Source organism: Xanthomonas sp. 3058, assembly GCF_014199765.1.
Classification (GTDB): Bacteria; Pseudomonadota; Gammaproteobacteria; order Xanthomonadales; family Xanthomonadaceae; genus Xanthomonas; species Xanthomonas campestris_B.
Window position 1 is genome coordinate 50,611 of sequence record NZ_JACHOF010000011.1, and the last position, 19,713, is coordinate 70,323.

At 65.8% G+C, this 19,713-nt stretch carries 15 protein-coding genes; 8 read left to right on the forward strand and 7 right to left on the reverse strand.

The genetic code is table 11. From position 1 onward, the window contains the following. Positions 1 to 27: 27 nt before the first annotated feature. Positions 28 to 1,221 (reverse strand): ATP-binding protein, encoded by a 1,194-nt coding sequence (locus tag GGR61_RS14215; RefSeq protein WP_184622139.1) that lies wholly within the window; start codon positions 1,219 to 1,221, stop codon positions 28 to 30. Beyond that, a complete protein-coding gene (locus GGR61_RS14220) occupies positions 1,218 to 1,907 on the reverse strand; it encodes a response regulator (protein WP_184622140.1) in 690 nt (229 codons plus the stop codon). The genes GGR61_RS14215 and GGR61_RS14220 overlap by 4 nt, the downstream gene beginning before the upstream one ends. Positions 1,908 to 2,013: 106 nt before the next feature. On the opposite strand from GGR61_RS14220, the gene GGR61_RS14225 reads away from it, so the two are divergent. From GGR61_RS14225 to GGR61_RS14250, 6 genes are all read left to right on the forward strand, one after another. Continuing rightward, on the forward strand, positions 2,014 to 3,468 hold the full coding sequence (locus GGR61_RS14225; protein WP_184622142.1) for an efflux transporter outer membrane subunit: 1,455 nt from the start codon (positions 2,014 to 2,016) through the stop codon (positions 3,466 to 3,468). Positions 3,469 to 3,486: 18 nt separating this feature from the next. Beyond that, positions 3,487 to 4,323 (forward strand): MipA/OmpV family protein, encoded by an 837-nt coding sequence (locus GGR61_RS14230; RefSeq protein ID WP_184622144.1) that lies wholly within the window; start codon positions 3,487 to 3,489, stop codon positions 4,321 to 4,323. A 22-nt stretch (positions 4,324 to 4,345) separates the two neighbouring features. After that, the gene (locus tag GGR61_RS14235) at positions 4,346 to 5,452 is read left to right on the forward strand and encodes an efflux RND transporter periplasmic adaptor subunit (RefSeq protein WP_184622147.1); all 1,107 of its coding nucleotides are present in this window, start codon (positions 4,346 to 4,348) and stop codon (positions 5,450 to 5,452) included. Continuing rightward, positions 5,449 to 8,520 carry an efflux RND transporter permease subunit gene (locus GGR61_RS14240; protein WP_184622149.1) on the forward strand — a complete coding sequence of 1,024 codons (3,072 nt, stop codon included), beginning with the start codon at positions 5,449 to 5,451 and terminating at the stop codon, positions 8,518 to 8,520. The genes GGR61_RS14235 and GGR61_RS14240 overlap by 4 nt, the downstream gene beginning before the upstream one ends. Positions 8,521 to 8,739: 219 nt before the next feature. Next, a complete protein-coding gene (locus tag GGR61_RS14245) occupies positions 8,740 to 9,336 on the forward strand; it encodes a plasmid pRiA4b ORF-3 family protein (protein WP_184622151.1) in 597 nt (198 codons plus the stop codon). Between the two features lie 430 nt (positions 9,337 to 9,766). Further along, positions 9,767 to 11,599, forward strand: coding sequence for an ABC transporter ATP-binding protein (locus tag GGR61_RS14250; protein ID WP_184622223.1), 1,833 nt, complete (start codon positions 9,767 to 9,769; stop codon positions 11,597 to 11,599). A 263-nt stretch (positions 11,600 to 11,862) separates the two neighbouring features. Here the strand turns inward: GGR61_RS14250 and GGR61_RS14255 are convergent, their stop codons facing one another. Then, positions 11,863 to 13,668, reverse strand: a complete 1,806-nt coding sequence (locus tag GGR61_RS14255) for a DUF885 domain-containing protein (protein WP_184406703.1) — start codon at positions 13,666 to 13,668, stop codon at positions 11,863 to 11,865. 425 nt (positions 13,669 to 14,093) lie between these two features. Here GGR61_RS14255 and GGR61_RS14260 point away from each other — a divergent pair, with 425 nt between their 5' ends. Beyond that, complete coding sequence (locus GGR61_RS14260) at positions 14,094 to 14,933, forward strand: DUF4349 domain-containing protein (RefSeq protein WP_184622225.1); 840 nt, start codon at positions 14,094 to 14,096, stop codon at positions 14,931 to 14,933. 194 nt (positions 14,934 to 15,127) lie between these two features. Here GGR61_RS14260 and GGR61_RS14265 read toward each other — a convergent pair whose 3' ends face one another. From GGR61_RS14265 to GGR61_RS14280, 4 genes are all read right to left on the reverse strand, one after another. Then, complete coding sequence (locus GGR61_RS14265) at positions 15,128 to 15,421, reverse strand: hypothetical protein (protein ID WP_101361512.1); 294 nt, start codon at positions 15,419 to 15,421, stop codon at positions 15,128 to 15,130. A 76-nt stretch (positions 15,422 to 15,497) separates the two neighbouring features. Further along, positions 15,498 to 16,832, reverse strand: coding sequence for a DUF2867 domain-containing protein (locus GGR61_RS14270; RefSeq protein WP_184622227.1), 1,335 nt, complete (start codon positions 16,830 to 16,832; stop codon positions 15,498 to 15,500). A 117-nt stretch (positions 16,833 to 16,949) separates the two neighbouring features. Further along, a complete protein-coding gene (locus GGR61_RS14275) occupies positions 16,950 to 17,264 on the reverse strand; it encodes a metalloregulator ArsR/SmtB family transcription factor (RefSeq protein WP_184406704.1) in 315 nt (104 codons plus the stop codon). Positions 17,265 to 17,585: 321 nt separating this feature from the next. Next, the gene (locus GGR61_RS14280; RefSeq protein WP_184622153.1) at positions 17,586 to 18,548 is read right to left on the reverse strand and encodes a LysR substrate-binding domain-containing protein; all 963 of its coding nucleotides are present in this window, start codon (positions 18,546 to 18,548) and stop codon (positions 17,586 to 17,588) included. Positions 18,549 to 18,718: 170 nt separating this feature from the next. Between GGR61_RS14280 and GGR61_RS14285 the strand changes: the two genes are divergently transcribed. Then, positions 18,719 to 19,606: a DMT family transporter gene (locus GGR61_RS14285; protein WP_184622155.1), complete on the forward strand. Its 888-nt coding sequence runs from the start codon at positions 18,719 to 18,721 to the stop codon at positions 19,604 to 19,606. The last annotated feature ends 107 nt before the right edge of the window (positions 19,607 to 19,713 follow it).

Sequence of the window (19,713 nt, forward strand, 5' to 3'; positions counted from 1 at the left end):
AGGCACGTTCTGGCGCTGGACGCTAGGTCAGGGCGACAGTGGCAATTGCACGCTGGCCAGCAATCCGCCGTCGGGACGATTGCTCAGCACCAGGCGGCCATCGTGCGCCTGGCAGATGGCCGAGGCGATCGCCAGGCCCAGGCCGCTGCCGCCGGAATGCCGCGCGCGTGAACTGTCTGCGCGCCAGAAGCGGTCCAGCAGATGCGGCAGGTGTGCAGGCTCCACGCCGGGGCCGCGGTCGCCGAGGGTGATCCGCACGCTGGCGCCCTCGCGGTGCACCTCGATCTCCAGCAGCTTGCCTGCGGCAGCGTAACGCAGCGCGTTGTCGATCAGGATGGAAAAGACCTGGCCCAGCCGATGACGGTCGGCGCGCACGCGTTGCCCGGACGGCGCCGGAACGGTGACCGTCATCTGCAGCTCGTGGATCGTCGGGCCGGCCCATTCCACCCGCTCGGCAATCAACGCGTGCAGATCGACGCTATCCGGCGCCAGCACCAACTGGCCGGCGCGCGCCAGCGAGACCAGGTGCAGGTCGCCGATCAGGCGATTGATCTGTTCCAGCTGGCGATGCACCAGCCGCAACTGTTCTGGGTCGCTCGGAAACACCTCGTCCAGCATGCCTTGCACTCGGCCCATCGCTGCGTTGAGCGGGGTGCGTAATTCGTGCGCCAGCATCGCGCTGGATTCGCGCAGTTCGCGTTCGTACTGCTGCAGTTTGCCGCTCATGGCGTTGAAGTCGTCCGCCAATGCGGTGAGCTCGTCGGGCGCGCCGGACACCACTTGCGCGCGTGCGCCGAAATCACCGTCGCTGACCCGATGGGCAGCATTGGCCACCTGGGAGAATTGCCGCGACAACGGACGCGATGCGAGCAGGCCGAAGAGCACGATGACCGGGATGGAAACGGTCACCATGGCGCCCAGCATCCACCAATCCGGGTTGGCGAGCCCTGGCAGAAAATTTTCCACATCGTAGTACTGCTGAAACAGTTGCCATAGACGTGCCTGGTTGGCAACGGGCTGTTCGCGCAGTTGTTCGATTTCGGCGCGTGCAGCCGCTGGCAGCTTGCCCAGGATCAGGCTGTCGCGCAGATTGAAATAGCACCACATGCCGAAGGCGATCACCACCACGGTCACCACTGCCAACGCGCTCATCCGCAGGCCGACCCATATCCACAGCGGCGCCTGCCGCCGCCACGCGTCGAAGCGGCGCAGGGCCGTCATTGAAAGCGATATCCCACCGCACGCACGGTGACCAGTACGCCGGTAATGCCGTGTACTTCGAGCTTGCGGCGCAGGTTGTGGATGTGTGAATCCACCACCCGTTCCAGTGCATCGCTGTCGGGCAGGCAGGCGTCGAGCAATTCGCTGCGGGTGAAGGCCTTGAACGGCGTCTTGAGCAGGATGGCGAGCAGGTTGAATTCGGTCGGGGTCAGATCGAGTGCCAGCTGATCGCCGGTCGCGTCCTGCACGGTGGCCACCACTGCAGCCAGGTCCACGCTCAGGCGGCCGTGCCGCAACGGCTCGCCCGGCGCACGCACCACCACGCTTCGGCGCAGTACCGCATGCACGCGCGCGACCACTTCCTTGGGGCTGTACGGCTTGACCACGTAATCGTCGGCGCCATAGCGCAGTGCACCGAGTTTCTCCGGTTCGTCGCCGATGGCGGTCACCATGATCACCGGTGTGTCGCTGGTGCGGCGGATCGCCGATAGCACGTCGATGCCGCTGAGCTTGGGCAGCATCACGTCCAGCAGCACCAGATCCGGCGCCCATTGGCCATGCAATTGAATCGCCCGCTCGCCGTCGCCGGCGATGGCCACCTCGAAGCCGTCGCGGCGCAGATAGGCATCCAGGATGCTGGCGCTGTCCGCATCGTCTTCCACCAGCAGAACCTTTTTGCCTGTCATGGCGTGTTGCCCTGTCGTCTCGATCAAATCTGGACAATTCCCGAAAACAACCTGGACGCTGCAGGTCGAGGATGTCGGTCGAGATTGGCTCGTGTGCTCCGACACCATGATTCCACAAATGACCGCGCATCGTTGTTCCCGCGCCCTGCGTTTTGTAGCACTCGCCGTGTTGCTGGGCGGCTGTTCATTGACGCCCACCTATCAGCGACCGGTGGTGACTGTGCCGGGGACCTTCGGCAGCCAGCAGGCGGTGGCCGCAGCGGCACCGAACACGCCGGCGGCTATCGAGCTGAATCTGCAGGAACGCGTATTTCTGCAGACATTCGCGCCGGATCGCGATCTGCAGCCGCTGGTGCAACGCACCTTGGCGCACAACAGCGACTTCCGTCGCGCCGCCTTGCAGGTGGAGCAGGCACGGGCGCACTACCGCATCGAGCGGGCGGCGCGTGTGCCAACCATCGGCGTGAGCGCACAACAGCAGCGGCAGCGTTTCGACGATCCGGCCCTGGACGCGCGCTACCAACAGGATCTGGTCGTCGCCAACGCCGGCATCGGCAATGTCGAGCTGGATTTCTTCGGCAAGCTGCAGGCGATGTCCGAGGCGGCGCGGCAGCGTTATCTGGCCAGCACCCATGGGCGCGATGCGGCGCGTGGCGCGCTGATTGCCGAGGTGCTGCGCGCCTATGTCGCCGAACGGGCAAGCGCCCAGGCGCTGCAGCAACTGCAAGCACTGGATGCCGACAGCACTGCGCTGCTGGCGATGGCACAGCAGCAATACCAGGTCGGGCTGATGGCACGCGACCAGCGCGATAGTCAGCAGCATCAGGCCGATCAGGCCCATGTCGCGGCATTGCAGGGGGGCGACGACCACGCGGCGGCGTTGCGTGCGCTGCAGTTGCTGGCCGGCTACGACAGCGCGCCGGTGCCCGGCGATCTGCAGAGCCTGATTGCCGCAGACACGCCCAGCACCGCATGGCGTGCGCTGGATTCGTCGTTGCTGCTGCAACGCCCGGATATCCAGCAAGCGGAACTGGAGTTGCGCGCGGCAAACGCCGATATTGGCGCCGCGCGCGCTGCGTTCTTTCCGTCGATCACCTTGAGCAGCAGCGTGGGCACCGCCAGCGACGGCTTGCATGGCCTGTTTTCTGCTGGCCACGGCATGTGGAGCTTCAGCCCGCAATTGAACCTGCCGTTGTTCGATGGCGGCCGCAACCGCGCCAATCTTGCGCTGGCGCAGGTGCGCCAGCGTGCCGATGTCGCGGCGTACGAGCAGGCGATTCAATCCGCCTTCCGCGAGGTTGCCGATGCGCTCGACGCACACGCCACCTTGGCCGACTCCGAACCACGTGCGCATGCGCAAGCCGAGCGTGAGCAGTTACGCGTGACGCGGATGGCCAGGCGTGTGGACGCAGGCCTGGAAGATCGCACCACGCTGTTGACCGAGCGCCTGCGCACGACGCAGGCGCAACTGGACTACCTGACCACCGCACGCCAACGCGTGCTGAGCCGGATCGCGCTGTTTCAGGCGTTCTACGGCGTTTGCCTGCCATCCCTTTCTTGATCGCTGACGGAGATTTTCATGGCCATTGTGTGTTCCACGCAACTGCGTCGTCACGCCACCCTGCACGTTTGCCTGCTCGCTTCCAGCCTGTTGCTGCCGTGCCTTGCGCACGCGCAGACCGATCTGACCGGTCGCTCGCGGCTGTTGGGCGACCATACCGATATCACCGTGGGCGCAGCAGCGGTTGCGGCACCGCGCTATGCCGGCGCCGAGCGCGCCCGCGTGCAGGCCAACCCGGTGCTGGTGGTCCAGCGCGGCATGATGTTCTTCGATACCGCGCGTGGCGCGGGTCTGCAATTCCAGAGCAATTCCGGCTTCTATGTGTCGCAATCGGTGTATTACGACCTGGGCCGGCTGCAACGCGACAGCGATTGGCGTCCGGGTTCGCGGGTGTTGGCCGGCATGGGCGATGTGCCGGGATCGGTCACGGCGCGCACGCTGGTGATGCAGCGGATCACCCCGTACGTCAACGTCAACGCGGAAGCCGAATTTGCGCTCAAGGACGACGCGCGGCGCAACCGCTATCGCGCCGGGGTGGAGTTCACCCTGCTGCACAGCGCCAGCGACACGGTGACGTTGGATCTCGACGTGCATGCCGGTGACCGTCGTTTCAATCAGGCGTATTTCGGTGTCACCGATGTGCAGGCAGCGCGCACGCGCTTGCAAGGCTTCAATGCCGGCTCGGGTGTGTACGCCGCTGCGGTCGGGAGCAGCTGGACGCATTCGCTGGGCGATCACTGGGCCACCACGGTGGGCGTGACTGGAACGCGTTATGCCGACAACGCCGAGGACAGCCCGTTGGTTGCACGCCGCAGTTTCGTCGGCGGCACGTTTGCAGTGACCTATAGCCGCTGAGCGGCGCCTGGCAGGGGAGAGCGTGATGAAGCAATTTTTTCGCAGCATGGCGTGGTGCAGCCTGGTGCTCGTGCTGGCCGGCTGCAGCCAGCCGGATGCACCGCTTGCCGAGACACCGCGGGCGGTCAAGCTGGAACGCTTCGGTGCCGGTCACGACGGATGGTTGCAGGTGCCGGCGATGGTGCGTCAGGAACAACGCGCCGAGTTGGCATTCGAGAGCGGCGGACGCATCGCCGCCTTGCTGGTGGATGTAGGCGATCGCGTGCAGAAAGGACAGGTACTGGCGCGTCTGGATGCAGAACCGATCCAGTTGCGCCAGCAGCAGGCCGAGGCAAACCTGCGTGCGGCGATGGCCCAGTCTGGCGAGCGGCAGCTGCAACTGCGCCAGCAGCAAACCCTGTTCGACGATGGCGCCAGCTCTGCGGCCACGCTGACCGCTGCACGCGCGGCGGCGGATGCGGCCGGCGCGCAGCTGCAGGTGGCAACGGCCGACCTGGCGCTGGCGCGACGCGCATCGCGCCTGGGCGAGTTGCGCGCACCGTTCGACGGCAGTGTGGTCGCACGCCTGCAGCAACCGCAGGCCGATGTGGCGGCGGGGCAGGCGGTGTTGCAGCTCGAAGGGCAGGCGCATCTGCAATTGCTCGCCAATCTGCCGCCGGTTGCCGCCGCCGGGCTGACGCCTGGGCAAACCGTGCAGGCCACGCTGGCGGGCCAGCCCGGTGCGCCGTTGACGTTGCGCCTGCGCAGCGTGTCCAGCCGGCTGGATAACGGCGCCACCGCGCTGGCAATCCTTGAGGTGGCGCGCGCGCCGCAAGGGTTGCGCAGTGGCGACAGCGTCTTGCTGCAGTTGCCTGCGCATGCCGCAGGCGCGCCCAGCGTGCCGCTGTCTGCGGTATTGCCCAGGCTCAATCGCCAACAGGCCAGCGTGTTCGTCTATCGGCCGGCACAACGGATCGTGGTCGAGCGCGCGGTCGAGCTGGGGTCGATCGTCGGCGGCCGGATCCAGGTTCAGCGCGGGTTGCAGGCAGGCGAACAGGTGGTCAGCGCGGGCGTGGGCTTCTTGATCGATGGTCAGCCGGTGATGCCGTTTCAGGCGCAAACGCAGCTGGGCGGAGTGCAGTCGCCATGATGCTGACCCGGATGGCGATGACGTCGAGCCGGCTGACGTTGTTTGCGGCAGTGCTGATTCTGGTGGGCGGCATCGTGGCGTTTCTCGGCTTTCCTTCGCAGGAAGAGCCGTCGGTCACCGTCCGCGATACCGTCGTGTCGGTGTCGTTTCCGGGCATGCCCAGCCAGCAGGTGGAAACCTTGCTGGCGCGCCCGATCGAAGAGCGCTTGCGCGAACTGGCAGGCATCAAGCGCATCGTGACCACGGTGCGGCCCGGCAGCGCGATCGTGCAGCTGACCGCCTATGACGATGTGCAGGATCTGCCGGCGTTGTGGCAGCGCGTGCGCGCCAAGGCGACCGAGGCCGGTGCGCAACTGCCCGCGGGTACGCTCGGGCCGTCGATCGACGACGACTTCGGCCGGGTGTCGGTGGCCTCGATTGCGGTCACGGCGCCGGGCTTTTCGATGAGCGAGATGCGTGCGCCGCTGCGGCGCATGCGCGAGCAGCTGTACACCTTGCCCGGCGTGGAGCAGGTGGTGCTGTACGGGCTGCAGGACGAGCGCGTGTATGTGTCGTTCGATCGCGCGCGGCTGCTGGCCACCGGCCTGAGTCCGGCCAGCGTGATGGCGCAGTTGCGGTCGCAGAATGTGGTGGCCTCCGGCGGGCAGGCCACAGTGTCGGGGCTGGCGATGACGGTTGCGACCTCCGGTGAGATACGCACGCCTGCGCAGTTGCAGAACCTGTTGCTGACCTTGCCGACACCCAACGCCAATGGTGTGCGCGAGGTGCCATTGGGCACGCTGGCGCAGGTGCAGGTGATGCCGGCCGACCCACCGGAACGCGCGGCCATCTACCAGGGCCAGCCGGCGGTGGTGGTGTCGGTGGCGATGAAGCCCGGCAGCAACATCGCCGACTTCGGAAAAACGCTGCGCGCCAAACTGGAGGAGACCGCGCACCAGTTGCCCGCAGGGTTCGCGCAGCATGTGGTCACGTTCCAGGCCGACGTGGTCGAGCGCGAGATGGGCAGGATGCACCACGTCATGGGCGAGACGATTGTCATCGTGATGGCGGTGGTGATGCTGTTCCTGGGCTGGCGCACCGGCTTGATCGTCGGCGCGATCGTGCCGTTGACCATCTTCGCCTCGCTGATCGTCATGCGTGTGCTGAGCGTGGAGCTGCAGACGGTGTCGATCGCGGCGATCATCCTGGCGCTCGGCTTGCTGGTGGACAACGGCATTGTGATTGCCGAAGACATCGAGCGCCGTCTGGTTGCCGGGGAAGAGCGACGTCAGGCCTGCATCGCTGCCGGCCGCACCCTGGCCACCCCGTTGCTGACCTCCTCGTTGGTGATCGTGCTGGCGTTCTCGCCGTTTTTCTTCGGCCAGACCAGCACCAATGAATATCTGCGCTCGCTGGCGACCGTGCTCGGCGTGACCTTGCTGGGTTCGTGGTTGCTCAGCATCACGGTGACGCCGCTGTTGTGCCTGTATTTCGCCAAGGCGCACGTCGCGCACGGCAGCGACCAGGCGTCGTCGCGGTTCTATCGTGGCTACCGCCGCGTCATCGAGCGCGTGCTGATGCACAAGGCGCTGTTCATCGCCGGGATGGTGGTGATGCTGGCGGTGGCGGTCACGGTGCTGGTGTCGATTCCCTACGATTTTCTGCCCAAGTCCGATCGTCTGCAGTTCCAGATGCCGGTGACCTTGCAGGCAGGCAGCGATGCGCGTGAAACCCTGCGCACGGTGAGTGAGCTGAGTCGCTGGTTGGCCGATCGCCGGGTCAACCCGGAGGTGGTGGACAGCATCGGTTATGTCGCCGACGGTGGCCCGCGCATCGTGCTGGGCCTGAATCCCCCACTGCCTGCGGCCAACATGGCGTATTTCACCGTGAGCGTGCGCCCTGGCACCGACATCGATGCGGTGATTGCACGTGCACGTGCGCAGGTGCGCAGCCATTTCCCCACGGTAAGCGCCGAACCGAAGCGGTTTTCGCTGGGCGCGACCGAAGCCGGCATGGCGGTGTATCGCGTGGTCGGTCCCGATGAGGCGGTGCTGCGCAGTAGTGCCGCTGCCATTGCAAAGGCGCTGCGCGCCGTGCCGGGCACCGTGGATGTGCAGGACGACTGGCAGGCGCGCATTCCACGCTATGTGGTGCAGGTGGACCAGCTCAAGGCGCGGCGTGCCGGCGTGAGCAGCGAGGACGTCGCGCAGGCGCTGCAGGCCCGCTACAGCGGTGTGGACGCCTCGTTGCTGCGCGATGATGGCAGCTCGGTGGCGATCGTGTTGCGTGGCAGTGCGCAGGAGCGTGCCGCCGACGGCACACCGGGCGACACCTGGGTGTATCCGCAGGCCGGTGGTGCGCCGGTGCCGTTGGCGGCGGTCGCCACGGTGCTGCGCGATAGCGAGCCTTCGGCGATCCAGCGGCGCAACCTGAGCCGTGCGATCACCGTGACCGCACGCAATCCAGGCTTGACCGCGACCGACATCGTCGAGCGGATGTCGGCACCGATGGCCGCGCTCAAGCTGCCGCCCGGCTATCGGCTGGAGATCGGTGGCGAGCTGGAGGATTCTGCCGAGGCCAATCAGGCCCTGCTGCACTACATGCCGCACGCACTGGGCGCGATCCTGCTGCTGTTCGTGTGGCAGTTCAACTCGTTCCGCAAGGTGTTGATCGTGCTGTCGGCGGTGCCGTTCGTGTTGATCGGTGCAGCATTGGCGTTGGTGATCACCGGGTATCCGTTCGGCTTCATGGCCACCTTCGGCTTGCTGGCGCTGGCCGGCATCATCGTCAACAACGCAGTGCTGCTGCTGGAACGCATCGAGGCCGAGCTGGCCGATGGCCTGCCGCGCCGCGAGGCGGTGGTTGCCGCAGCGGTCAAGCGCCTGCGCCCGATCGTGATGACCAAGCTCACCTGCATCGTCGGCTTGATCCCGCTGATGCTGTTTGCCGGCCCGCTGTGGACCGGTATGGCGATCACCATGATCGGTGGCCTGGCCTTGGGCACCTTGGTGACGCTGGGGTTGATTCCGATCCTGTACGACCTGCTGTTCGGCCTGCGCTTGCCGGGTCGTGGCGCTGGTGCTGCGTGAGGCCGGGCCGGCGAGGGCGTTCTGTGGCGTGTGCTGGATGCTGCTGGCGCTACGGTCTGCGGCATCGTCCATCACCGCTCCAGCGGCATACCGCATCGCGCTGCAGGCGGCGATGGTGTGGGCAGGCCTTCCGCGTCGTTGGCGCCTGACAATGTCACCGCGATGCAGGCGCAGGCTGCTCGCGCCATACTGGCGACTGCGATAGACGACCAAGACACGATGACCAAGGCAAAAAAGAAAGCCGCACAGCAGGTGGTGCCCGCGCCCGCGTCGGTGTACCAGCTGCATGTGGCGCTGGTGCATAGCGCGCCGTTGATCTGGCGTCGCGTATTGGTGACGGGGGCGCTGCGCCTGGCCACGCTGCATCGGGTGTTGCAGCCGGTGATGGGCTGGAACGGTGCGCATCCTTACGAATTCGACCTGGGCGGCGGCCGCTATGGTGAGTCCGGTTTGGACATGCCGGACCGGCCACGGCTCAAGCATGCCGCCCGCGTCACCGTGGAAAGTGCGGTGGGCGAGCTGGAGTGGTTCGACTATTTCTACGGCGCCGGCGCTGGCTGGCAGCATCGCATCCAGGTCGAGGCGATCCTGCCGCCGGATGCGGACGTGCGTGTGGCCCGTTGCGTGGACGGTGCCAATGCCTGCCCGCCGGAAAACAGCGAGGGAATTGCGCACTACCAGACATTGCTGCAGATCATCGCCGACCCGGATCATGCGCAACACGTGCAGGAGCTGGCCACCTTGGGTGGGCGCTTCGATCCGGGCCAGTTCGATCTGGCCGAGGTCAATCGCCTGCTTGCGCGTGTCCGCGCGTAACAGCGCGTGACGGCAATCACTGCGCGCACCGTCACGCGCACGTGGCCTGCGTCCGGAATCGGCATGTATTCCCAGTGCGGTGCTGGTCCGCGCCGGCTGCATGCACCTGGCTGTCTGGTTGCGACTTGCGGTTGGCCGCGTCGCACAGGGGGCGGCCAACCGTCGGATGGACGAGGGCGGGCGGTGGGTCAGCGCCGCCAGCTGCCTGATGCATCGGGCGCGTTGGCCTCAGCGCCGTGTCGTCCTCGGATAGTCGGGTTAGCGCCATGAGCCTGGTTGTGGCGGGTCACTGTGACGGTCTTGCGGTTGTTGCGCGCATCGCTTCCACGCGTATCGGCCGCACAATCGTGCAGGCGCCCTGTCAGCGGCGCCACAGCAGTCTGACGCCCGATCGGCTAGCCTGATCGCCCGGTTTTACAAAGTGTCTGCAATGTTCCGCTGGTTCGAATCCCTGATCGATGTTTTCCCGCCCATCGAGCGGGACATGCCGCCGCGTAGCGTATGGCGGTTCTATCTGCATTATTTGCGGCCGTTGTGGCCGATTTTGCTGGCTACCTTGATCGCTGGGCTGTTGCTGGCGCTGGTGGAAGTGGCGATGTTCGACTTCCTCGGTCGCATCGTGGACATGCTGGCCGAGCGACCGGGACCGGACTTCTTCCGTCGTCATGCCAGCGAATTGGCGTGGATGGCGGCGATCACGCTGGTGGCGCGGCCCCTGTTCACCGGCCTGCACAATCTGTTGGTCAACCAGGCGATCGTGCCGGGCTTGAGCAATCGCTCGCGCTGGTTGATGCACAACTACGTGGTGCGGCAGAGCCTGGGCTTTTTCAACAACGACTTTGCCGGGCGTATCGCCAACCGCGTGATGCAGACCGGCACCTCGCTGCGCGAATCGGCGGTGCAGATGGTCGATGCGCTCTGGTACATCGTGGTCTACACCGGCAGCGCGCTGTGGCTGTTTGCGCAGGCCGACCCCTGGTTGATGGCGCCGCTGCTGCTCTGGCTGGTGGTGTATGTGGCGCTGATGGCGTTCTTCGTGCCGCGCATGAAGGCGCGCGCGTGGGTCGCATCGGATGCGCGCTCCAAGGCCACCGGCCGCATCGTCGATGGCTACACCAATATCTCCACGCTCAAGCTGTTCGCGCATGCCGGCCACGAACAAGCCTATGTGCGCGATGCGATCGACGAGCTGGCGGTGAAACATCGCCGGCAGACGCGCGTGACCACCGCGATGGATACCGCCATTGCGGTGGCCAACGGTTTCCTCATCGTAGGCACCTGCGCGTTGTCGCTGTGGCTGTGGAACCGCGGGCAGATCAGCGTGGGCGCGATCACGCTGGCGACCGGGCTGGTGATCCGCATCCACAACATGTCCGGCTGGATCATGTGGACGGTCAACGGCATCTTCGAAGACATCGGCAGCGTGCAGGACGGCATGCAGACCATTTCCCAGCCGGTGCACGTGCAGGACACCCCGGATGCGGTGCCGCTGCAGGTGACGCGCGGCCAGGTGCAGTTCGAACACATCCATTTCCATTACGGCAAACGCGGGGGCGTGATCGCCGGGCTGGATCTGCAGGTGCGCGCAGGCGAGAAGATCGGCCTGGTGGGGCCATCGGGCGCGGGCAAGTCAACCCTGGTCAACGTGTTGTTGCGGCTGTACGACCTGGAGCAGGGCCGCATTCTCATCGATGGGCAGGACATCGCGCAGGTCACGCAGGAAAGCCTGCGCGGCCAGATCGGCCTGGTCACCCAGGACACCTCGTTGTTGCATCGCTCGATCCGCGAGAACCTGCTGTATGGCCGCCCACAGGCCAGCGACGCGCAGGTCATGGACGCCGTACGCAAGGCACGCGCGGAAGGCTTCATCGAGACGCTGGTCGATGGCGAAGGCCGGCGCGGGTTCGATGCCTATGTGGGCGAACGTGGGGTCAAGCTGTCCGGCGGACAGCGTCAGCGCATCGCCATCGCGCGCGTGCTGCTGAAGGACGCGCCGATCCTGATCCTGGACGAGGCCACCTCGGCGCTGGATTCGGAAGTGGAAGCGGCGATCCAGGACAGCCTGGACGCATTGATGGGCAACAAGACCGTCATCGCGATCGCGCACCGCCTCTCCACCATCGCGCGCATGGACAGATTAGTGGTGATGGATGCCGGTCGCATCGTGGAAACGGGAACGCATGCGCAACTGATCGCACAGGGCGGGCTATATGCACGCTTGTGGGCGCGGCAAACCGGAGGGTTCGTTGCGGCGGATGGATGAGGGGGACGATGCGCGAGTGCCCGCATGCGAGAGAAGGGCGGTCGCACGCGGGCGTAGGAAGTCGACATCTAGCCCCTCTCCCGCGTGCGGGAGAGGGGTTGGGGTGCGGGTGCGGCGAAGCCTGGTGCGTATGTGTTTAGTACACCAGGCTTCGCTCGCGCCCTCATCCGCCCCTGCGGGGCACCTTCTCCCGCGTGCGGGAGAAGGGGGGATGCATCAAACGCCGCAGTAGCCCGCTCTCCCGCACGCGCGAGAAGGATCGATCACTTGATCGGCTGATCCAGCATCAGTTCGCGCGCAAAGCGCACCGGCGGCGCACCGTAGGACAGCATCTGGTCGTGGTAGGCCTTCAGGTTGAAGTCCTTGCCCAGCTTCTCTTGCACCGCCTTGCGCGTATCCAGATGTTCCTGCACGCCGACGAAGTATGTCGGCAGCTGTGCCGACGACAGCTGCGCACGCACCCACTTGCCTGAGGCTTCGCTTTCCTGCTGGAAGGTGTCGTGGGTCATCAGGTGCATCGCCTTGTCGCGGTCCCAGCCGTCCACCTGCACGCCCTGGTCGAGGATGGCGTTGGCAATGGTGCGCAGGTAGAACTTGAGCTGCACCAGGTGGAACAGCGGGTCGTTATCCAGATAGCCCTGTTCCTGCATCATGCGTTCGGTGTACACCGCCCAGCCCTCGGCGAACATGCCCGAGCGCAGCACCGCACGCAGCGTGGAGGGGAACTTGGCCGAGTGCCAGCCTTCCAGGTAATGGCCCGGCGTGCCCTCGTGGATGCTCAGCAGCTGGATCATGCGGGTGTTGTATTCACGCAGGAACGAATCGACCTGTTTGTCGTTCCAATCGTCGGGAATCGGCGACACCGCGTAGAAGGTCTTGAGGTTCTTGTCGAGCGGGCCGGGCGAATCGCAATAGGCCACCGCCACGCCACGCTGGAATTCCGGCATCAGGATGATGTCCACCGGCGAATCGGGCAGCGTCATCAGATCCTTCTGCCGCACGAATTCGGTGGATTGCGCCAGCGCAGCCTTGGCGGCATCGACCACCTTGTCGCGGGCCGGCTTCTCGGCATAGGCCAGTTCCAGCGCCGCCTCGATCGCAGCCTGCTGCTGATCGTCGTTGGGGGCAGCGGGCAGTTTCGGTGCGCCGGGCGTGTCCTTGAGCACCGTGCGCGCGATGCCGTACATCTCGCTGCGCACGCGCTTGAGTTCGGATTCGGCACGTTGCTTGATGTCGGCGCGCGACAGCGAGGACAGCAGCGCGAATTTCAGCTTCTGGTCGTACTTTTCCGCACCGATACGGAAATCGCCCTTGGCATTGGGCACCAGCACGGTGTCCAGCCAGGTCTGCTGTTCGGTCACGGCCTTGCGCAGGTTGTCGATGGCCGCCTGCGCGCGCGCCGCTTCAATCGGCCCGAGCTGGGCGATATTGGGCGCGATGAACGTGTCGACGATGCTGAGGATGCCCTTGTTCTGCTTGGCCACGGTCTCGGCATGGATTTTCGGCACGCGTGCCGGGTCCAGGTTCGCGCGCGCCTGCGCAAAGATGCCGGGAATCTTTTCCATGCGCTGGGTGGCCGAGGTCAGGCGCTCGGGCAACGGTGCGAAGTCGCGCGCCATCAGTCCGTACAGCGCGCTGCCTGCCAGGCCGTTGTAGACCTGCGGATCCCACGCCCAGCTCTGCAATACCTCGGTGTTCCAGATTTCCGATTGCAGCTGGTTACGCAGGATGGCGGCATCGACCTGGTTCTCGCGCGACAGCGTGGCGACGTCGATCGCATCCAGGTCGGCCAGCAGCTTCTTGCCGGCATCCAGGCTGCGCTGGCGCCCGGCGGTGCTGAGGTCGTCGATCTGCGTATCGAAGCGGTGGTCGCCTGTCTGGGTGGCGGTGACCGGCGACAGCTGCATCCAGGTGTCCAGGGCGCGCCTGGACAGGTCCGCAAAGCGTGCGTCCGGCGTCTGCGCCTTCTGGCTGCTGGCATCGGCGCTGCTGGCGCGCGGTGATTCGGGCTGTTGCTGGCAGGCACTGAGACCGGCGAGCAGGGCGAGGACGAGCAGGCGTTGACGCATCGTGGATCCTGATGGAAACAATCCACCAGCATAGGCATCTGCGCCTCTGTCCGCACCTGCCATCGGTCAAAGGCGCGCGGTGGCCTTGGGCCGAGCGGGCGATGGCGCGCCGCCGTGGCTGGGTTGCGCGCCGCGCCCGTCTCTTCCGGCCAGGCCTGGTGCAGGCCACGCACTGCCGAGCATCAATGCATGCCGTTCAACGGTGGTGACGCGCTTTCGGGCGATGCAGTCAGCCGATGGGCGCGGTCAGGCCGATGCGGTCCGTGGCAGAATCCTGACATAGGGCTCGCCCATGCCGATGGCACGTGCGCCGCACACATCCATTCTGCGGCTGTATCGCTCTGTTTTCTCCGTCACTCACCTGGAGTGACGGCTTTCCAAGGAGGACCACCATGCACGACGTATGCGAACAAGGCAGGCAGCCGATCCGGCGGGACGTGAAGCGGTATGCGGCATTGCTGCTGCTTGGGCTGGCACTGGGCGGTTGCGGGCGACAGCACGCGGACATGGCCGCCGATGGCGGCGGCGCGGCGCCGGCACCGGCACCATTACCTGCATTACCAGCAGTACCACAGCTCTCGGCGTCTGCAGGCAATGCGCTGGCCTATGAGCATGACGTGCGTATCGAACTGCCTGCCGGCCAGATCGCCGAGCGCATCGCTGCGGTGCGGAATGCATGCCAAAGCGAGCAGGTCGGCACTTGCACGTTGTTGTCGGTCGAGCAGGAAGGTGGGCGCAACGCCAGCGGCAGCGTGAGCGTGCGTGTGGTGCCGGAGGGAATCGAGTCGTTGGTGCAACTGGGCGGACAGGATGGCGATGTTGCCGCACGCAGCACCCGCGCCGAAGATCTGGCGCAGCAGATTGCCGATACCGGGCTAGCCCAGGCGCGGCTGCAAAAAGAACATGCGCGCCTGCTGGAATTGCAGCAGCGCCGCGATCTGGCAGTGACCGATCTGTTGGCGTTGTCCAAGCGTCTTGCCGAGATCGAGGCAGAATCGCAACAGACGCAACAACAGGCGGCGCAACAACAGCGCCGTATTCGCACCCAGTTGCTGACGCTTAACTTCCGCAGCACGAGCGGCGAGCAGGGCAGGGGAGAGATCGCCGAAGCGGCGGCCGAGTTCGGCCAGGATCTTTCTTCCAGCGTGGCCTTCGTCATTCGCGCGGTTGCAGCGTTGCTGCCGGTTTCGGTATTGGCGCTGATCGCCGGCTGGCTGCTGTTGCAGGCGTGGCGCTGGCGCGCGCGTCGACGCAGGATGCCCTGAACTACCGAGCGGCTGGCCGGCAATACCGGTCAGCCGCTCGGTGTTCGAAGGCGAATGTCGCAGGCGTTGGATGCCGCTGCCGCCTTGCGAAAACAGGCGGCGCAGCGACGCTGCGACCGTGGAGATCTGCCTGGCAGCGAGGCAGCAAGGCAGCGACTGCATGCACCCATGCCAACGCAGTGGCGCCGTTGCGCTTAGCCCTCGTCGAACTCGTATTCCACGAATACGTCCAGCTGCAGCGCCAGTTCCTGCACCGCGTCGCGCACCTTTTGTGCGGTCGCTTCGTTGCCGGCCTCCACTTCGAACTCGTGGCTGCCCGGACCTTCGTCGTCGGACAGACCGGCCGAGCTGGAATCGTCGTCATCCAGGTGCGGCATCAGATCATCGACCTCTTCGACGTGCTCGATGCCGTCGATGCTCTGCAACAGATTGGCGATGGCACGCGCGTCGTCGTCGGTGCCGGTGATACGCATGCGAAGAGTAGGCATGGACGTGTCCTAGGGATTGGGGAGCTAAAGCCTAGGCATCGACAGGACAAAACGAGGTGATGGTGCGTGCGCGCAGTCATACCGACTGTGCCAGCCCCGCTTCAGGCGCGACCTGTTCGGCATGTCGCATGCGTTGCACTGCGGCACGCAGCATGGTGGGCATGACGTAGTGGTGGTGAACGTGGTGGATGGATGCCATGTACACACGACCGAACCAGTTGCGGCACGACACCCGCGTGGCCGTGGTCAGCTCGATCTCGTGGTCGTTCACACGCCGCAGCGCAATCGACGAACGGAAGCGCAGATGCTTGTCATCGGCGCCCAGCACGATCTGCACCTGTTGCCCATCGGCATCGCTACGCTGTGCCAGCACCGGAAAACGGCCGGCAAACAACTGCTTGGCGTTGGGGTCGAGCAGGGACGAGACCGGGCACCCCAGGTGCGAGGTACGCAGCCCCAGCGGCTTGACCAGCAGATTGCGCAGGCGCATCAAGCCGCTCACCGTACCGGGTGGCTGATCGACGAAGGCCTGCAGCAGATCGCACAGCACGCCGTGCAAGCTGTCGGTGCGCAGTTGGCGGGTGTCCAGGCGCAGCTGATGAGCATCTTCGAAATGCACGTCGCGATGAAACTGCTCGCGCAGCAGCGCATCGGCCGGCAGCGTCTGCAATGTGCGCAGACGCAGCGGCGCCACGCTGGTGGCGACAAAGCCGGGGCGCTGGGTGCGGGAAAGCAACTGGCGCAAGCGCCCGCTCCAGCGACGCATGCGGCTACACGCACGTTGCTGCCAGCTCTGCGGTTTGACATGGAACGACAGCCAGACCGTGGGCACATCGGCGGCGCGCAACGGCGCCGCTTGCAGCAGCGCGGTGACCGACGCCGGCAGCAGCTCGGTCAAACTGGCGATGGTGGCCTGGCCCTGGCCGACCAGCGCCTGCTGTGCAGCGCTCAGGGCGCCGCCGGTCTCGTCCGGGTGACAGGACAACGCGAAGAACGCCGAGTGCGGCGCATTGTCTTGCGCAGGCGCGAACTGGTGCCAGGTGCCGCCACCGAAGCGCACGGTGAACAAGCTGTCGCCGGGCAGATCCACATGGTGCAACGTGCGCAAGAACACGTGCGGATCCTGCTCCAGCTGTTGCAGCGAGGCGGTGCAGAAGCGCAGCTGCGCACCGCCGCTGCCGGTGATTGCAGTGACCACGCGATTGCCGGCATGGCAGTGAAAGGGATGACCTTGTGGACCCACCGAGAACGAAAACAGCGAGGCCGGGTCGTCATGGCCGAAGTCCGGCGCCGACAGCTGCGCGGATGGCTCGTCCAGCGCATCGTGATGGGACGGATGCTGCCGCTGGCGCTCGCCGGCCTGCGCGATCAGGCTATCGCCTGCGCCGGGGTCGAGTTGCGCGATCAGCATGACTTCCACCGGCCGGCCGCCGCTATGGGAGGGCAGCGACACGCGGGGGAAACTGGTTTCTGCGACGATCCGTTGCTGGTCCATGACGAGTCCTTACGGCAGGAGAGTACGGCAGGGTCAGCCGGCTTTCTTGGCCAGCTTGCGCGATTCGCGTTGCAGCGGCCCGGCCGTGGGGCAGACCTCGAACGCGAACCCGCTGAGGGTGTTGACCATGTTGTCGGGGGTTAGCCGATACACCACGAACTGGCCGCGTCGCTCGCTGCTGACCAGGCCCGCTGCGGCCAGCACCGACAGGTGACGCGAAATGGCGGGCGCGCTCATTGCAAAGCGTTCGCCGATCTGCCCGGCGGTCAGCTCCTGCGCGGACAGATAGGCCAGGATTTCCCGGCGCGGCCGCGAGGCAAGGGCTTCGAAGATGCGATCGATGGACATGGAGAGGTTTTAGCTAATTAACGAATTAGCTAATTAATGATCTTGCTTGGGTGGGTTGTCAAGTCGTTTGCGCCGCCTGGTGGAGCGGCCTGCTTCAATGCCCCTGTTCCGCCGGGAGAGGGAGTGGGGAGAGGGTACGGACGCGAAGTCCTTGTGCTCCCAAACTTCATCGGGCTTTGCGCGCGCCCGCATCCGCCCCTCTGGGGCACCTTCTCCCGCAGGCGGGAGAAGGCAGTGGCCAAGCAGCTGCGCTCAGTCGATCAAAAGCCTCCGCTTCCGCCGGGAGAGATTACGGACGCGAAGCCCACGTGCGCCCAAACGTCATCGGGCTTCGCTCGCGCCCTCATCCGCCCCTTCCTGCAAAGTGCGCAGCTCGGCCGGCAGTGCCGGCATCGGGGTACGTTCGTCCAGTGCTTCGCGTTTGAGCCAGTCGATGAACGCCGTTGCTGCAGGGCTGGGGACGCGGTGGCTGGGGTGCACGATGTAGTAGGCGTAGCGTGCCTTGAGCGTTGGTCCAGGCAGGCGCACCAATTCGTAGCGTTGCAGGTAGGGCTGCGCGATGTGCTTGCGCGCCAGCACCGCGCCCAGACCATAGACCGCAGCGCGCATCGCGTCGGTGCTGTCGTTGAAGGTATGCATCGGCGGCGGCGTGATGCCACGCACCTGGGCGGCACGAAACCAGTCGCGCCACCCTTGCGGGGACAGGTCGCTCAACAAGGGCAATTGCGCGATCTGCGCCGGCGTACGCAAGGCGGCCACTTCCGGCAAGGACGGCGAGGCCACCGGAAACAAGTCGTCGTCCATCAGATGATGCGAGGTCAATCCCGGCCACGCGCCCTGGCCGTAGCGAATGCCCACCTCCGGGCCACCTTCTTCGAAGCGTGAGAACGCGCTGTCCGATTGCAGATCCATGCGGATATGCGGATGCGCGCGACAAAAGCGCGGCAGCCGTGGCAACAGCCAGCAATACGACAGCGAGCGCAGCGTGGTCACGCGCAGCGGGATGGCGTCTTCGCGCGGATGCAGGTTGCCGGCCACTGCGGCGATCTCGGCCAATGCGGCGCTGGCGGCATCGGCCAGTTGCCGGCCTTCGGCGGTGAGTTTGACCCCGCGCGGCAAGCGCTGGAACAGGATGACCCCAAGCAGCGCTTCCAGCTTGCGCACATGGTGGCTGACCGCACTGGCAGTGAGGTGCAGCTCTTCGGCGGCATGCGCGAAATTTTGATGGCGTGCGGCGGCGGCAAACACGCCCAGCGCGGGCAGCAGGGTGGGGCGCAGATTCATCGAGGCATGAATGAAATTTGTGGCTCACCCTGATATTACGCGCTTGTGACGCCCGCCATTGCCGCCGATGCTGCATCACCCCTTAGCGATGATCGTGCCATGTCCGCTTGCTTGCCTGTTGGTGTCCTGCGCGGTTTCAACGCATCACGGCACGCTGCGCAGGCAGTGCAATGAGCGCGCAACCGGCGATGCAACCGGCCGTTGCACCGCGCGACTGGCGCACCCCGCTGGAACTGGGGTTTCTCGGCATTGTCTGGGGCTGCTCGTTCTTATTCATGCGCGTGGCCGCACCGATGTTCGGCACCGTGGTGTTGGTGGAAATCCGCCTGGCGTTGGGCGCCTTGGTGCTGATGCCATTCCTGTGGCTGGCACGCGGACGCTTCCCACTGCATCGCTGGCCGATGCTGGCGGCGATCGGCGTGCTCAACTCCGCACTGCCGTTCCTGCTGTTCGCCTGGGGCGCGCAGCACGCGCCGGCGGCGGTGGGTGCGATCTGCAATGCGATGACGGTGTTGTTCACGGCATTGATCGCATTCCTGTTTTTCGGCGAACGCATCGGCACGCGTCGTGCGCTGGCGCTGCTGGTCGGCTTCATCGGCGTGCTGGTATTGGCCACCGGCAAGTCGGCCGGGTTGAGCGTGGGGCCGGCCGCGCTCGCCGGTGCCACGGCATCGCTGCTGTACGGCATCGGCTACAACCTGGTGAAGCGCCACATGGGCGATTTGCCACCGGCCGCATCGGCGGCATCCACGCTGGGTTGCAGCGCCTTGCTGCTGGCGCCGCTGGCCTGGTGGCAGTGGCCGACCACACCGGTGCCGCCGGTAGCTTGGGCCTGCGCCACCGCGCTGGGCGTGGTGTGCACCGGGTTGGCGTTCTTGATGTATTACCGTTTGATCCAGCGCATCGGCCCGGCGCGTGCGTCCACGGTGACCTATCTGGTGCCGGTGTTCGGCGCGCTGCTGGCGTGGTCGCTGCTTGGCGAACCGTTGACCTGGACCATGTTGGTGGCCGCGGTGTTGATCCTGGGCAGCGTGGCTTTCAGTCAGCGCGCCCGCTGAACAGGTGCGCCAGGCAAGCGTGCTGGTGCACTGAATCCGACGCATCGGAGGTGATGCGTCGCGTTGGATCGGAGTAGATCCATGTGGAGTGTCTGGGATCTTTGTTG